This window comes from Streptomyces sp. H27-H5, from assembly GCF_026627505.1.
Lineage (GTDB): Bacteria > Actinomycetota > Actinomycetes > Streptomycetales > Streptomycetaceae > Streptomyces.
Genome location: NZ_JAPNLK010000041.1, coordinates 41,785 through 57,301 on the forward strand (window position 1 = coordinate 41,785; position 15,517 = coordinate 57,301).

Sequence of the window (15,517 nt, forward strand, 5' to 3'; positions counted from 1 at the left end):
AGAGCTTTAGGCTCGACCCCATGAGCTGGCTCCGGGCGCTGAAGCACACCGCCCTGGCCGGCATGAAGGTCGAACGCACCCGCCTCGAACCGCTCGTCGCCCTGCGCGCCGCCGTCGGCCTCGCGATCGTGATCGGCTTCGGGCTCGCCTTCCTGGGCCCCGGAGCGGCCGCCAGCTCCGCCTTCGGCGCGTTCATGGCCGCGATCGCCACCTTCCAGAAGAGCTGGCGCCCGCGTCCCGTCCTCGCCCTCGCCTCCGGGCTGACCCTGGCCGTCTCCACCTTCGTCGGCTACCTCGTCGGCTCCTCGCACACCGGCCTGTTCCTCGCCCTCCTCGCCGTCTGGACCTTCGCCGCGGGCCTCCTCTGGGCCGCCGGCCCCACCGCCGGGATCATCGCCTCCGGCAACGTCGCGGTCATGCTCGTCACCGTGACCCTGCCGACCTCCGTCGCGCAGGCCGCCGGGCACGCCGCGATGATCGCCGCCGGCGGGGTGGTGCAGGCCCTGCTGATCGTGCTGTTCCCGATCCGTCGCTGGGGCGCCCAGCGCGACGCCCTGGCCGACGCCCTCGCAGCCGAGGCCGACTACGCCCGCCGGCTGCGCCACGACCCCGTCTGCGCCTTCGACCCGCAACCCCTGATGCGGGCCCGCGACGCCGCCACCGTGACCGCGCGTCAGGCCCGCCGTCGGCCCGCCGAACTGCACGGGGCGCGGGGGCTCGCCGAACGGGTCCGGCCCGTCCTCGCCTCCCTCGCCGACCCGGCCGTCGGGGCGCCGGCCGAGGGACCGGCGCGGGACCGGGTACGGGAACTGTTGGACGCCGCCGGCACGGTGCTGGACGCCGCCGCGCGGGCGATCCGGCACGGGGACCCGGTACGCCTGCCCGCGCCGGCCCTGGCCGTGCTGAAGTCCCCCGACACGGCGGACCTCCTGACCGGCGCGCCGCTGCGGGCCGCGCGCCGGCTCGCCGCGCTGCTGGACGACGTGCTGGAGACCGCCGAGCCCCGCTCCGGCCGGCCCGTCGCCCCCGACGCCTCGATGCTCCGGCCGACCCTGACCGCACTGGTGCCGACGGCCCTGAGGTCCGTACGGGCCGAACTGCACCCGGACTCGCCGATCCTGCGGCACGCCGTGCGCGTCACCGCCGTGGCCTGCGCGGGCTACCTCATCGGGCAGGTCCTGCCGTTCGGGCACGGCTACTGGGCCCCGATGGCCTCCGTCATGATCATGCGGCCGGACTTCAGCCAGACGTACGCGCGGGCCGTCGCCCGCTTCACCGGAACCCTCGTCGGGGTCGCCGTCGCCACCGGCATCGTGCAGCTCGCGCAGCCGGGGATGTACCTGTCCGGGTTCCTCGCGGTGGTCAGCGCGGGCCTGATGTACGTCCTGATGCGCACCAGTTACGCCGTCTCGCAGGTCTGCGTGTCCGCGTACGTCGTCTTCCTGCTCGGCATGGGCGGCGTCCGCTGGGACCAGACCGTGCCCGACCGGGTCGCGCTCACCCTGGTCGGCGGACTCCTCGCGATGCTCGCCTACGCCCTCTACCCGGCCTGGGAGACCCCGCGGCTGCGCACCCGCCTCGCCGACTGGATCGCGGCCGACGGACGGTACGCGGCGGCCGTGCTCGGCCACTACGCCGCCCCGGCCGACGCCCGGCGGGCGGACGTGCGCACCGCCCTGCTGGCCGCCCGGGACGCCCGGATCGACTGGCAGGACGCCGTGGACCGGGCGGCCGGGGAACCGGTGCGCCACCGCGGCCTGTCCCGTGCGGCGGCCGACGGCGCGGGCGAGGCGGTGGCCGCCCTCGGGCGTAACGCGATGCTGCTGGAGGCCCACCTCCCGGACCGCTCGCAGGCCCCGGTGCCCGGTGCGGCCGCCCTGGCCGAGGCGGTGCGCGCCGACACCGAGGCGGGTGCGAAGGAGGTCCGGGAGCGCGGTGTCCCGCGATGGGAGCGCGTGCGCACGCTGGTCGCGGACGAGGGTGCGCCGGTGTGGGGCGCCCCGGACCCGGGGGTGCTGCGAGCTGCCGGCCGGCAGCTCCTGGACGCGCTGGACGAGGTGTCCGAGGCGCTGCGGACCTGAGGGCCCGGCCCGCGGTCGCCGTCTTCCCCTTTCCCGACGGGAAGAGGAAGGGGCGCCCCGCGTGAAGGGGAAGGGCCGCCCCGCGCGCGAATGCGCCGGTCGCGCCCGACACAATGCGAGGGTCGCTCCCGGGACGAATGCGGTGGCCGCTCCGGTGACGACGACAGCACCCTCCGTGCACGTGCATCTGCCCATGCAGCTGCTTATGAACAGAGCTATGATCCGGTGCAGTTGACATCTGCACTATCGGGGGCTTCCTGTGGACCACGCGTACAACGGGATGGCAGCTGCAGAACTCGCTTCCTTGTACGGGCTGACCTGGCAGAAGAGCAGACACAGCAACTCGCAAGGTTCCTGTGTCGAGTTCGCGAAACTGCCGGACGGCGATGTCGCCATGCGCAATTCGCGATTCCCGGACGGTCCGGCCCTGGTCTACACGCCGGCGGAGATAGAGGCGCTGCTCCTGGGCGTCAAGGACGGCGAGTTCGACCACCTGATCGCCTGATCGGAACCTGATCGAAACAGCGCAATGATCAAGCCATGCACGTGCACTGGCCGGGACTGATCGAAAGGATCAATCCCGGCCGGTTGCCGTTCATGGGCTGAATTTCCCCCGCGGACGCGCGGGTGACGCCCCCTCGATCGGTGGGGACGTCGGGACGGTCGACGGGTGACGTCGGGTCAGTCCTGGAGCATGAAGAGCGCCCAGACGACCTTGCCGGTCAGGCGCCCGGCGAGCGGGTGCCAACCCCAGCTGTCGCTGTACGAGTCCACCAGGAACAGCCCCCGCCCGGACTCCAGGTCGAAGTTCTCCTCGGTCCGCTCCGGCGAGAACGCCCCGCCCGGCCGGTCCTCGCTGGGGTCCCGCACCGCACACACCAACCGGGTGCTCCACCGCATCAAGTGCAGCCGAACCGGCGGCTCCGGCGCGTCCGAACCCGGGCGTCCCACCCTGTCCTCGTCGGGCAGGGCATGGCGCAGCGCGTTGGTGACGAGCTCGGAGACGACGAGGGAGACATCGTCGAACCGGTCGTCGAGGCCCCAGTGGGACAGCGTCGACCGGGTGAACGAACGCGCCCCGCGGACGGCCTCGAAGCGGGCGGGCAGGGCACAGGAGGCGGACCCGGAGACAGCCGTGGGGTCGACCGGGGGCAGCCCCTGCCGTAACGGCTCGAGCATGGTCGATCCATTCGTCCCCATGCGAGGCACTCCCGGGATTCGCGGACGGAGCGGTGGCTGTCGTCCAGAAAGAACTGCGGGGTGGGTCGGTCCGGCTCCTGCGCGATGAAGAACGCAGGTGCGCGGGACCATCGTTCCGAATGCGGAAGCCGGATGCAAGGGCAGATGCACGTGCACGCGCCGGACCTGTCCGCTCCCGTGACGGTTCTTGCTCATTTCTTCCTACGCATACTTACGGACTTCTTTTCCGGGACGCCGGATTCCGTTACAGAACGAGTACGGGTCATAGCGTTTTGGTGGCAGACTGCGGGCCCTGGGGTTCGGGGGCCCCGGGACGCGACACACCGCGCAGACCACGCGCACACCATTGCGATGGGGAGGGCAGGACTAGTGACCGCAGACGCCGGCGGTTCCGTGGTGCGCCGCATCCTCCTGGGCTCACAGCTCAGGCGACTCCGAGAATCCCGCGGCATCACCCGTGAGGCGGCCGGCTACTCGATCCGCGCATCCGAATCGAAGATCAGCCGCTTGGAGTTGGGAAGGGTGAGCTTCAAGGCAAGGGACGTCGAGGACCTCCTGACGCTCTACGGAGTGACCGACGGCGCGGAGCGGGAGTCCCTCCTGGGGCTGGTCCGCGAGGCCAACGCCGCGGGCTGGTGGCACAGTTACGGCGACGTGCTGCCCGGGTGGTTCCAGACGTACATCGGACTGGAGGGTGCGGCCTCGCTCATCCGCATCTACGAAGTCCAGTTCGTCCACGGCCTGCTGCAGACCGAGGCCTACGCGCACGCCGTCGTCAAGCGCGGCATGCCCGGCGCCACGCCCGGCGAGATCGACCGCCGCGTCGCCCTGCGCCTGGAGCGCCAGAAGGTCCTCGTGTCGGAGAGCGCCCCGGTCTTCCACGCCGTCCTCGACGAGGCCGCGCTGCGCCGCCCCTACGGCGACCGCGACGTGATGCGCGGGCAGTTGGAGCACCTCATCGAGGTCTCGCAGCGGCCCAACGTGCAACTTCAGGTCATGCCCTTCTCCTTCGGCGGGCACGCCGGTGAGAGCGGAGCCTTCACCCTGCTGCGCTTCCCGGAGTCCGATCTCCAGGACATCGTGTATCTGGAACAGCTCACCAGTGCCCTCTACCTGGACAAAGAAGAGGAAGTGGGTCAGTACGCGCGGGCCATGGAGCGGCTCCAGGAGGACTGCCCCGACGCGGACCGGACCCGCGATCTCCTGCGCGGACTGCTCCAACTGTCTTGATCCGCACGTACTATGACGTCTGATCAGTGCATGACGATGACCGATCGGTCTCCGGTGCAGCGCACGGGTGCGCGCTCGCAGTAAGGGATGGCATGTCCATATTCGACGACCTGGCTCACCAGTACATCGACGGCGAATGGCTGGCCGGCACCGGTTCGTGGGACATCATCGACGTCAACCCGTACAACGGGGAGAAGCTCGCGGCCATCACGGTGGCCACCGTCGAGCAGGTCGACCGGGCCTACCGCGCCGCCGAGCGCGCCCAGAAGGAATGGGCCGCCACCAGCCCCTACGCGAGACGCGCCGTCCTGGAGCGCGCCCTGCGGATCACCGAGGACCGCCGCAAGGAAATCGTCGAGGCGATGATCGACGAGCTCGGCGGCACCCGCCCCAAGGCCGAGTACGAGGTCGACCTCGCGAGGGAGTTCATCCGCGAGGCGATCCAGCTGGCCATCCGGCCCGAGGGTCGCATCCTGCCCTCCCCGGTCGCGGGCAAGGAGAACCGCGTCCAGCGGCTCCCCGTCGGCGTCGTCGCGGTCATCAGCCCCTTCAACTTCCCCTTCCTGGTGACGATCAAGTCCGTCGCCCCGGCCCTGGCCCTCGGCAACGCCGTCCTGATCAAGCCCAACCAGAACGCGCCCGTGGTCGGCGGCGGGGTCATCGCCAAGATCTTCGAGGACGCGGGCCTGCCGGCCGGCCTGCTCAACGTCCTGGTCACCGACATCGCCGAGATAGGCGACGCGATCCTCACCCACCCCGTCCCGAAGGTGATCTCCTTCGCCGGATCGGACCGGGTCGGACGGCACGTCGGCGCGGTCGCCGCCCGCCACTTCAAGCGGACCGTCCTGGAACTCAGCGGCAACAGCGCGCTGGTCGTCCTCGACGACGCCGACCTCGACTACGCCGTGGACGCCGCCGTCTTCAGCCGGTTCGTGTACCAGGGTCAGGTCTGCATGGCCGCCAACCGCATCCTCGTCGACGCCTGCGTCGCCGAGGAGTTCACCGAGAAGTTCACCGCGCGGGTGCGCGGCCTGAAGACCGGTGACCCGCGCGAGGCCGACACCCACATCGGCCCGCTGATCAACTCCTTCCAGGCCGACGCGCTCACCGCCCTCGTGGACCGCGCCGTCGAGTCCGGCGCCCAGGCGCTCGTACGAGGGTCTACGCGCGGCAACCTCGTCGAACCGACCGTGCTGGCCGGCCTCCCCGAGGACTCCCCGCTGCTGGGCCAGGAGATCTTCGGCCCGGTCGCGCTGCTCGTGGTCTTCGACGGCGAGGACGACGCGGTCCGCCTCACGAACGCGACCCCGTACGGGCTCAGCGGAGCGGTCCACACGCGCGACGTGGAACGCGGGGTCCGCTTCGCGCAGCGGATCGAGACCGGGATGATCCACGTCAACGACTCCACCATCGGCGACGAGCCGCTGGCGGCCTTCGGCGGCGAGAAGGCCTCGGGTCTGGGACGGCTGAACGGCGACGCCACGGTGGAGGCCTTCACCACCCAGAAATGGATCTCGGTCCAGCACGGACGGACGCAGTTCCCGTTCTAGGCGGGGCTCCTCTTAGACTCGGCCGGGCAAGCTGCAGGCGCGCACGTCCCGGGGAGAGCCGAGTTGACCAACATTCCGGAGACCGGGCGGACCCAGCGGGTCCAGAACCGCCTCGTGATCATCCAGATAGTGGTCTTCTCGCTGCTGCTGACGCTCGGCGGGCGCCTCTGGTACCTCCAGATCCGCAACGGCCAGGAATACACGGACGAGGCGAAGAACAACCACACGCAGCAGGTGGTCCAGCCCGCCGTGCGCGGTTCCATCCTCGACTCCCGCGGGGTCCCGCTGGCCGACAACGAGACCCGCATGGTGGTCTCCGCCAGCCGCACCGACCTGTCGAAGATGAAGGACCGCGGCAAGGACGTCCTGACCCGTCTCGCCGGTGTCCTCGGCCTCGACGCCGCCGAGGTCACCGACAGCGTCCGGCTGTGCGACGCCAAGACCCCCAAGCCCTGCTGGAACGGATCCCCGTACCAGCCGATCCCCATCACCGACGAGGCGACCACCGAGCAGGTCCTGGAGATACGCGAGCACGCCGAGCAGTTCCCCGGCATCACCGCCGAACCCACCGCCCTGCGCCGCTACGCCGCCCCCGACCAGGCCAACACCTCACAGGTCCTGGGCTACCTCTCCCCGGTCACCGACGAGGAGATCACCAAGGCCAAGAACTCGGACTCCCCGTACCTGCGCTCCGACCAGGTGGGCCGCTCCGGCCTGGAGCGCACGTACGACAAGGACCTCCGCGGCAAGGCCGGCGTGACCCACTACGAGGTGGACAACCTCGGCCGGGTCATCGGCCAGGCCGAGAGCGTCAAGCCGCAGCCCGGATCGAACGTCGTCACCTCGATCGACTCGCGGGTGCAGGCCGTCGCCGAGCGGGAACTGAACGGCGCGATGATCGAGGCCCGCAAGGGCTACGACAAGAACACGCACCGCAACTACGAGGCCGACTCCGGCGCCGTCGTCGTCATGGAGTCCAAGACCGGCCGGATCGTCGCGATGGCCTCCAACCCGACCTACGACCCCAACGCCTGGGTCGGCGGGATCTCGGCCAAGGACTACAAGGCCCTCACCGAGAAGGGCTCCAACTACCCGCTGCTGAACCGGGCCATCCAGGGCCAGGCCGCCCCCGGCTCCATCTTCAAGGTGGTCACCTCCACGGCCGCCGTGAACGCCGGCTACCCCTTCAACGGCCGCTACCCCTGCCCCAGCTCGTACTCGGTGGGCAGCCAGACCTTCACCAACTTCGAGTCCCAGGGCTACGGCGACATCACCATCGGCAAGGCCCTCGAAGTCTCCTGCGACACCGTCTACTACGGCATCGCGGACCGTGAGTGGAAGAAGGACGGCGGCATCAAGCCCAAGAAGAACCCCGAGGACTGGTTCTTCAAGACGGCCCACGAGTTCGGCCTGGGCAAGCGCACCGGCATCGACCTGCCCAGCGAGGTGCCCGGCCGGGTCCCCGACCGGCAGTGGAAGAAGGACTTCTTCGAGGCGAGCAAGGCCGCCTGGTGCCGGGACGGCAAGAAGGACGGCACCTACGGCGAGAAGATCGCCTACGAGAACTGCCGCCAGGGCAATCAGCTCCGCGAGGGCGACGCGATCAACTACTCCATCGGCCAGGGCGACACCCTCGTCACCCCGCTCCAGATGGCCTCCGTCTACGCGGCCATCGCCAACGGCGGGACCCTGCACCAGCCCGCCGTCGGCAAGGCCGTCATCAGCCCCGACGGCACCTCGGCCCGGGAGATCGCGCCCAAGGAACTGGGCCGCCTCCCCATGGACAAGAAGCTCCGGGACAACATCGACCAGGCCCTGGCCTCCGTGGTCACCGACGGCAGCGCCGCCTGGCGCTTCGGCGGCTGGCCGCAGAAGCAGATCCCGATGCACGCGAAGACCGGCACCGCCGAGGTCCAGGGCAAGCAGACCACCTCGTGGTTCGCCTCGTACACCGCCGACTACTCGATCGTGATGACGATCTCGCAGGGCGGCACCGGCTCCGGCGCCTCGGGCCCGGCGGTCCGCAACATCTACGAGGCCATGTACGGCCTGGACGACGCCGGCAAGCAGGACCTCTCCAAGGCCCTCCTGCCCAAGCCCCGCACCGCGCTCCCCGCGATCAAGCCGGAAGCCCGCTAGGCCGTCGCACGTCTTGGCGCGCGGGCTTGCACCTCACGTGGCGTGAGGCGCCACAGTGAGGGGCGTACTCGACCAGAGGAGCGGGAACGATGGGCCATTCCGTGGGCCAGGTCGCCGGGTTCGCCGGAGTCACGGTGCGCACCCTGCACCACTACGACGAGATCGGGCTGCTCTCCCCGAGCGGCCGCAACCACGCGGGGCACCGGCGGTACGACGACGCCGACCTCGACCGGTTGCAGCGCATCCTGTTCTACCGGGAGCTCGGCTTCCCGCTCGACGAGGTCGCCGTATTGCTGGACGACCCGGAATCGGACCCGAGGGAGCACCTGCGCCGGCAGCACGCCCTCCTGACCGACCGGATCGCCCGGCTCCAGCAGATGGCCAAGGCCGTCGAGCACGCCATGGAGGCGAAGAAGATGGGCATCGACCTCACGCCCGAGGAGCGGTTCGAGGTGTTCGGGGACAAGGATCCCGAGCGGTACGAGCAGGAGGCGCGGGAGCGCTGGGGCGACACCGAGACCTACGCGGAGTCGCAGCGCCGGGCCGCCACGTACACGAAGGACGACTGGAAGCTGATGCAGGACCAGGTGGCGGACTGGGGTGTCCGCTACTCGGCCCTGATGGACGCCGGCGAGCCCGCCGACGGCGAGCGCGCCATGGACATGGCCGAGGAGCACCGGCAGCACATCGGCACGTGGTTCTACGACTGCGGGTACGAGCTCCACACGTGCCTCGGCGACATGTACGTCGCCGACGAGCGGTTCAAGGAGTTCTACGACTCGATGCGGACGGGTCTCGCCGAGCACCTGCGGGACGCGATCACCGCCAACGCCATCCGGAAGGTGTAGCCGGGGCGCGGGCAGAAGTTCCCCGCCCGGTCCCCGCAGGTACCTGGAACCTGGCGGGGACCGTGTGCGTTCATAATTGGAACCACCCGTCCTGCCTCGTGTCCCCGCACACACCCCCCGATCCAGGAGATCCCGGAACTCGTGTACACGCTTGCGCTCGGCCCTGAGTGGCTGTCCCCGGAGTACCTGATCGGGCATTTCGGCCTGATCGGCATCCTGGTCATCGTCTTCGCGGAATCCGGCCTCTTCGCGTTCCTGCCCGGCGACTCCCTGCTCTTCACCGCGGGCCTGTTCGTCGCGAGCGGCGACATCAGCCAGCCGCTGTGGCTCGTGTGCACCCTGATCGTGGCCGCCGCGATCATCGGTGACCAGGTGGGCTACCTGATCGGCAAGTACTTCGGTCCGAAGCTGTTCAACCGGCCGAACAGCAAGGTGTTCAAGCGGGAGAACCTGGACGCCGCGCACGACTTCATGGAGAAGCACGGCCCCAAGGCGATCGTGCTGGCCCGCTTCGTGCCGATCATCCGCACCTTCGCGCCGATGGTCGCGGGCGCCGGCGCGATGAAGTACCGCACCTTCCTGACCTACAACGTCATCGGCGGCATCGCCTGGGGCGCGGGCGTCACCTGCCTCGGCTACCAGCTGGGCCAGTTCGACGTCATCAAGGACAACGTCGAGACGATCTTCATCGGCATCGTGCTGATCTCCGTCATCCCGGTGATCATCGAAGTGCTCAAGGCCCGCAAGAACAAGGCGAAGGCCGGCGAGAGCGCCGCCCGGCCCGGCGACGGCCCCCAGGACGACCCACAGCCCCCCGGTGGTCGCGGCCGGCACGCGAAGCGCTGACCTTCCCCACCCGGGCCCTCCGCGGCCCGCACGCGGCCTCACACGGCCGCGCACACGGCCCTGTCGCACGACGAACGCCCCGCCCGACCCTTCCGGTCCGCGGGGCGTTCGTCGTGGGGGAGGGTCCTAGAACCCGCGGGTGCGCTTCGCGGCGCGGCGGTTGGCGGCGCTCGCGGCCCCCGGGATGCGCATGAAGAGCCGCGAGGCCTCCGACCCGAGGTTGACGCCGATCGCGATGGCCAGGGCGATGGCCGCGGCGTTCACCAGCGACCCGAGCCCTTCGTTGAACCGGTTCTCCGCGATCAGCAGCAGCCCGTAGTACGTGGCCGAGCCCGGCAGCAGCGGGCCGATCGCCGCCGTCGTGTAGGGCAGGGCGGAGGCGAAGCGGTAGCGGGAGAAGAGCTGCCCGAACAGGCCGACCAGCCCGGCGGCGATGGCCGTGGACGGCACGGGCGGGATCTCGCCCGCGTAGTGCAGGGCCCCGTAGGTGATCCAGGCGACGGCGCCGTTGAGCGTCACGATCAGCACCGTGGAACGTTCCTGCTGGAGCAGGACCGCGAAGGTGAACACCAGCACCATCGACGCGGCGATCTGGATCAACGGCCGCTGGGTGATCTGGAGGACCTCGTCGGGGTTCGGCTGCGCGTCGAGCTGGAGCCCGATGTACAGCACGACCAGCACGCCCATGATGATGCCGATGAAGAGGTACATGACCTCCAGCAGCCGGGCCGACGCGGTGATGTAGTAGCCGGTCAGACCGTCCTGCACGGCCGCGACCAGGGCCCGCCCCGGCAGCAGCGCGAACAGCCCACCGGTGATCACCGCCGAGGCCTTGACGTCGATCTCGGCCAGCTTCAGCGCCACCCCTATCGCGGCGGGCGGCATCGCGGCGACCACGAACTGGTAGAACTCCGGCAGCCCGCGCCCCGCGCACAGCCAGGCCAGCCGGTCGCCCAGGACCGCACCGATCGCGGCGGCGAGGAAGACGAGCACCCCACCGCCGACCAGGGTGGAGGCCGCGCCCGCGAGCAGCCCCGCGGACGCGGTGAGCATCCACCCGGGGTACGGGTGCCGGTTTCGGCGGATCTCGGCGAGGCGGCGGTAGGCCTCCTCCAGCGAGACGTCCATCTCGTGGGCGCTGATGTCGTCCACCAGCCGGAAGACGGCCGCGAGCCGGTTGTAGTCGGTACCGCGACGGCGCACCGTTCGGTTCGCCGAGACCGGATCGTCCACCAGCGAGGGCTGGTGCGTGACGGACAACATGGTGAAGGTGACGGTGGGCTCACAGCGGTCCAGGCCGTAGCTGCGGGCCACGGCGAACATCGCCGCCTCCACGTCCTCGGCTCCCTCGCCACCGGCCAGCAGCAGCTCGCCGATGCGCAGCGTGAGGTCGAGCACGCGGCCCACGGCGGGCCCGGACTCGCTCACCCGCTGCACGGCCTCCGGCACGGGTCGCACGTCCACCGGCATGCGCAGCATCGTGCGCATCCGGTCCTGCCAGGGGGACTCCTTCATCCGCACCACGGGGAAGCCCTGGCCGGGCGTGTACGCGGGCGGGGACTGAGCGGCCGTGTAGGTGTGCGGCGTGGCGAACGCGGACCCCTCGGGCTCCACGGCCAACGACGCCAAACCGTCCGGAACGGCGAACTCCGAGGTCGGTTGATCGTCCTCCGGCGCCTCCGCGTGTATCCCGGCGGGTGCCGTGAACGCACTGCGTGCCTCGTCGGATTTCGGCTTCCGATCCTCGGAACCGACGCCCTCGCCCTCCGCCACCCGTCCTCCAGTCCACCGGCCTGATCATCAGTATGCGGAACGCGCCCGTCCACGGCGAAAGCGGAAGCCGCACCCCGACCCCGCCTGCCCGACTTTCCCGCCCGCACCCGATGGGCCGCCGGGCGGGAACCCGACGCGGCCGCGGGGCGGGAACCCGACACGGACGCCGGGCGGCCGCGGGGCCGGACGCCGGGCGGGAACGACAACGGGCGGCACCCCCGGCGAAAGGGGATGCCGCCCGTGATGTCATCGGGGTGCCGGTACGAACCGCCCACCCGTCACCGAGCCGAAGCTCAGTGGTGGCCGCCCTGGGCCTCAAGGCGCTTGTACGAGGCCTCGATCTCGGCCTCGGCCTCGGTGCGACCGACCCAGTTGGCGCCCTCGACGGACTTGCCGGGCTCCAGGTCCTTGTAGACCTCGAAGAAGTGCTGGATCTCCAGGCGGTCGAACTCGGACACGTGGTGGATGTCGCGCAGGTGCTCGACACGCGGGTCCGAGGCGGGGACGCACAGCAGCTTGTCGTCGCCACCGGCCTCGTCCGTCATGCGGAACATGCCGATCGCGCGGCACTTGATCAGGCAACCCGGGAAGGTCGGCTCGTCCAGGATGACCAGGGCGTCCAGCGGGTCGCCGTCCTCGCCGAGGGTGTTCTCGACGAAGCCGTAGTCGGCCGGGTAGCTGGTCGAGGTGAAGAGGCGACGGTCCAGACGGATCCGGCCGGTCTCGTGGTCCACCTCGTACTTGTTCCGCGAACCCTTGGGGATCTCGATGGTGACGTCGAACTCCACGTCCTGCTCCTCCATGATCAGCTTCATTGCTTCGGGACTGCGTTGACTCACCTGCGTGCGCGTCCGATCCAGCCCTGCCGGGTGGGGTGCCATGCTCGCGGCAAGACGCAGTGGTTAAGTGTCCCTCACGCATAAGTGTGATCGCGAAAGGGGCTGGTCCGAGGTGCCATTGGACAGGACGTGGCAGCTCATCGCGGGGTCGGCCGCGGCCGGCCTCGCCCTCTCGCTGGCGACGGTGGCCGCCGCCGGTCCGTGGGACTCCGGCCAGCGTAAGGCCGAGCGGGACAGGGCCGCCTCTTGGAGCCGTACGGGTGGCGCAGATCACGCCGCCGGCGGCCTCCCGCAGGCCGCGCCGAGCGCCCCCGGGGTACTGGCCGGGATCGGCCGGGCGCCCCGGCAGGTGACCGCGGGCGGCACCGCACTGGCCGAGGCCCTGGAACCGCTGCTGGCCGACCGCGGACTCGGCGACCTCCGATCGGCCGCCGTGGTGGACACCGCCACCGGACAGGTCCTCTTCGAATCCCGCGCGCGCGAGGCCATGACCCCCGCCTCCACGGTCAAGATCGCCACGGCCGCCGCCGCCCTCGCCGCCCTCGGCCCCGAACACCGGATCCGCACCACCGTGGTCCCCGGCACCGGACCCGGACAGATCGTGCTCGTCGGCGGCGGCGACCCCTCCCTCACCGCCAAGAAGAAGGCACCGGCCGGCTCCGGCGGCAGCCTCGTCGCCCTCGCCGCCGACACGGCCCGCGCCCTCAAGGCCGCCGGGACGACCTCCGTCGCCCTCGGCCACGACGACTCGCTCTACAGCGGACCGACCCGCCACCCCATCGGCGTCAACGACAACATCGCCCCCGTCACCGCCCTCATGGCCGACGAGGGCCGCCCCGACGACTCCGTCTCCGGACCCGTCGACCGCACCGAGGACCCCACCGGGGACACCGCCCGCGCCTTCGCCGCCCTGCTCGCGGAACGCGGCATCAAGGTCACCGGCGACCCCACCGAGGCCAAGGCACCCCCCGGGGCCAAGCCGCTCGCCACCACCCTCTCCACCCCCCTGGGCGGCCTCGTCGAGCGGATGCTGACCAACAGCGACAACGACATCGCGGAGGCCTTGGCCCGCCAGACCGCCATCGCCTCCGGACAACCCGCGAGCTTCGAGGGCGGGGAGAAGGCCGTCGCCGCCCGGCTCGCCACCCTCGGCGTCGACGTCACCGGCGCCCGCTTCGCCGACGGCAGCGGCCTGGCCCGCGCCGACCGGGTCACCACCGCCCTGCTGACCTCCCTCCTCGCCAAGTCCGCCGACCCCGAGCGCCCCGAGCTGCGGCCGGTCCTCACCGGCCTGCCCGTCGCCGGATTCTCCGGAACCCTGCGCGCCCGCAACGCCGGGAACTCCCCGGCCGCCGGCCTGGTCCGCGCCAAGACCGGCACGCTGAGCGGGGTGAACGCCCTCGCCGGCACCGTCGTGGACCCGTCCGGACGGTTGCTCGCCTTCGCGTTCCTGACGGCGAACAGCCCCGACCCCGCCGCCGCCGAGAAGGGCCTGGACAAGCTGGCCGCCACCGTGGCGGCCACATCCGGGCCGTGACCGCGCCCTTCGGGGGGATCCGCCGCGGCGCCGGTCCACGTACGGTTGACGCATGACGAGCATCGGTGGTGTGGAGATGGTCGACTGGAACCTCGCGGTGGCGACCGCGACCCGGCTGGTCCGGCCGGGTCCGGAGGTCAGCCGCGACGAGGCCCGGGCGGTGGTGGCGGAGCTCCGCCGGCACGCCAAGACCTCGGAACGGCACGTGCGCGACTTCACCCGGATGCTGCCCGACGGCGCCGAGGTGCACGACACCCCCGTCCTGGTCGTCGACCGGGCCGGCTGGGTCAAGGCCAACGTGGCCGGCTTCCGCGAACTGCTGGGACCCCTGCTCGGCAAGATGCAGGAGCGCCGCGAGGGAACCCCCGGCGGCTCCGTGCTCGGCGCGTTCGGCGGCAAGGTCACCGGCGTCGAGCTGGGCATGCTGCTCAGCTTCCTGGCCTCCCGGGTGCTCGGCCAGTACGAGACCTTCGCACCGGCGGGCCTCGACCTGCCGGGCTCCGCCGCCGGCGGCGGCCGACTGCTCCTCGTCGCGCCGAACATCGTGCACGTGGAACGCGAGCTGGAGGTCGATCCGCACGACTTCCGCCTGTGGGTCTGCCTCCACGAGGAGACGCACCGTACGCAGTTCACGGCCGTCCCGTGGCTCCGCGCCCACCTGGAGGGCGAAATCCAGACGTTTCTCGGCGCCACCGAGATGGACCCGATGACCGTCCTGGAACGACTCCGCGAAGCCGCCCAGTCCTTCTCGGGCGCCCGCCCCGACGCCGAACGCGGCGAAGAGGGCCGCTCGCTGGTCGAACTGGTACAGACCCCCGAACAGCGAGAAGTACTGGGCCGGCTCACCGCCGTCATGTCCCTGCTGGAAGGCCACGCCGACTTCGTCATGGACGGGGTCGGCCCCGAGGTGGTGGCCTCGGTCGCCGAGATCCGGGAGAAGTTCCAGCAGCGCCGGGCCAGCGGGGCCGGCCGGCTCGACGCCACCCTGCGCAAGCTGCTCGGCCTGGACGCCAAGCTCCGCCAGTACCGCGACGGTGAACGGTTCGTCCGGGCGGTCGTCGGCCAGGTCGGCATGGACGGCTTCAACCGGGTCTGGACCTCCCCGAACACGCTGCCGACCAAGGCGGAGATCGCCAAGCCCGCGGACTGGGTCGCCCGGGTCCACGGCAAGGGGAGCGAGGACGGCGGATCGGAGTGAGCCCCGGCGCCCGGCCCGCCCCGGGCGCCCGGGACCGCCCGACGGCCGCGTGACGCGACCCGTCGTGCGCGGCGCGGCCAAGCGCCGCGCCGAAGGGTCCTGTTACCCGACTCACCCGCCCGGCAGGCTTGAAATTGTCCCGTTGGGGGAAACAGCGTCACCCGTCCGAGGGACCGTGGGCCGTGGAAGGGCGTGCGATGCTCGGGGAACGGCTCGGTTCTGTCACCATCGACGCACTCTGAGTGACAACCGGTACTCGCCGGAGGCTCCTCGCGG

General features: G+C 71.1%; 10 protein-coding genes and 2 pseudogenes. 9 read left to right on the plus strand and 3 right to left on the minus strand.

Annotated elements, in window-relative coordinates:
• Positions 1 to 20 precede the first annotated feature (20 nt).
• Positions 21 to 2,081: an FUSC family protein gene (locus OTB19_RS20950; protein WP_267799885.1), complete on the plus strand. Its 2,061-nt coding sequence runs from the start codon at positions 21 to 23 to the stop codon at positions 2,079 to 2,081.
• A gap of 259 nt (positions 2,082 to 2,340) precedes the next feature.
• Positions 2,341 to 2,586, plus strand: coding sequence for a DUF397 domain-containing protein (locus OTB19_RS20955; protein ID WP_267799886.1), 246 nt, complete (start codon positions 2,341 to 2,343; stop codon positions 2,584 to 2,586).
• A 176-nt stretch (positions 2,587 to 2,762) separates the two neighbouring features.
• Here the strand turns inward: OTB19_RS20955 and OTB19_RS20960 are convergent, their stop codons facing one another.
• Positions 2,763 to 3,281, minus strand: coding sequence for an ATP-binding protein (locus tag OTB19_RS20960; RefSeq protein WP_267799887.1), 519 nt, complete (start codon positions 3,279 to 3,281; stop codon positions 2,763 to 2,765).
• Positions 3,282 to 3,632: 351 nt separating this feature from the next.
• Between OTB19_RS20960 and OTB19_RS20965 the strand changes: the two genes are divergently transcribed.
• The 5 genes and pseudogenes from OTB19_RS20965 to OTB19_RS20985 form a co-directional block, all read left to right on the plus strand.
• Positions 3,633 to 4,511, plus strand: a complete 879-nt coding sequence (locus OTB19_RS20965; protein ID WP_267799888.1) for a helix-turn-helix domain-containing protein — start codon at positions 3,633 to 3,635, stop codon at positions 4,509 to 4,511.
• 92 nt (positions 4,512 to 4,603) lie between these two features.
• Positions 4,604 to 6,061 (plus strand): aldehyde dehydrogenase family protein, encoded by a 1,458-nt coding sequence (locus OTB19_RS20970; RefSeq protein ID WP_267799889.1) that lies wholly within the window; start codon positions 4,604 to 4,606, stop codon positions 6,059 to 6,061.
• 63 nt (positions 6,062 to 6,124) lie between these two features.
• Positions 6,125 to 8,191: pseudogene (mrdA, locus tag OTB19_RS20975) on the plus strand (penicillin-binding protein 2); the annotation flags it as partial.
• A gap of 98 nt (positions 8,192 to 8,289) precedes the next feature.
• Entirely contained in the window at positions 8,290 to 9,048 is a 759-nt protein-coding gene (locus tag OTB19_RS20980) for a MerR family transcriptional regulator (RefSeq protein ID WP_267799891.1), read from the plus strand.
• A 141-nt stretch (positions 9,049 to 9,189) separates the two neighbouring features.
• Positions 9,190 to 9,864 (plus strand): annotated as a pseudogene (locus tag OTB19_RS20985) (DedA family protein); the annotation flags it as partial.
• 156 nt (positions 9,865 to 10,020) lie between these two features.
• On the opposite strand, the gene OTB19_RS20990 reads toward OTB19_RS20985, so the two are convergent.
• Together OTB19_RS20990 and OTB19_RS20995 are read right to left on the minus strand one after the other, a co-directional pair.
• Entirely contained in the window at positions 10,021 to 11,667 is a 1,647-nt protein-coding gene (locus OTB19_RS20990) for a threonine/serine ThrE exporter family protein (protein ID WP_267799893.1), read from the minus strand.
• Positions 11,668 to 11,960: 293 nt separating this feature from the next.
• On the minus strand, positions 11,961 to 12,455 hold the full coding sequence (locus tag OTB19_RS20995; protein ID WP_008742522.1) for an inorganic diphosphatase: 495 nt from the start codon (positions 12,453 to 12,455) through the stop codon (positions 11,961 to 11,963).
• Between the two features lie 163 nt (positions 12,456 to 12,618).
• On the opposite strand from OTB19_RS20995, the gene dacB reads away from it, so the two are divergent.
• Both dacB and OTB19_RS21005 read left to right on the plus strand, forming a co-directional pair.
• The gene (gene dacB, locus OTB19_RS21000; protein ID WP_267799894.1) at positions 12,619 to 14,043 is read left to right on the plus strand and encodes a D-alanyl-D-alanine carboxypeptidase/D-alanyl-D-alanine-endopeptidase; all 1,425 of its coding nucleotides are present in this window, start codon (positions 12,619 to 12,621) and stop codon (positions 14,041 to 14,043) included.
• A gap of 52 nt (positions 14,044 to 14,095) precedes the next feature.
• The gene (locus OTB19_RS21005; RefSeq protein WP_267799895.1) at positions 14,096 to 15,241 is read left to right on the plus strand and encodes a zinc-dependent metalloprotease; all 1,146 of its coding nucleotides are present in this window, start codon (positions 14,096 to 14,098) and stop codon (positions 15,239 to 15,241) included.
• Positions 15,242 to 15,517: the final 276 nt, after the last annotated feature.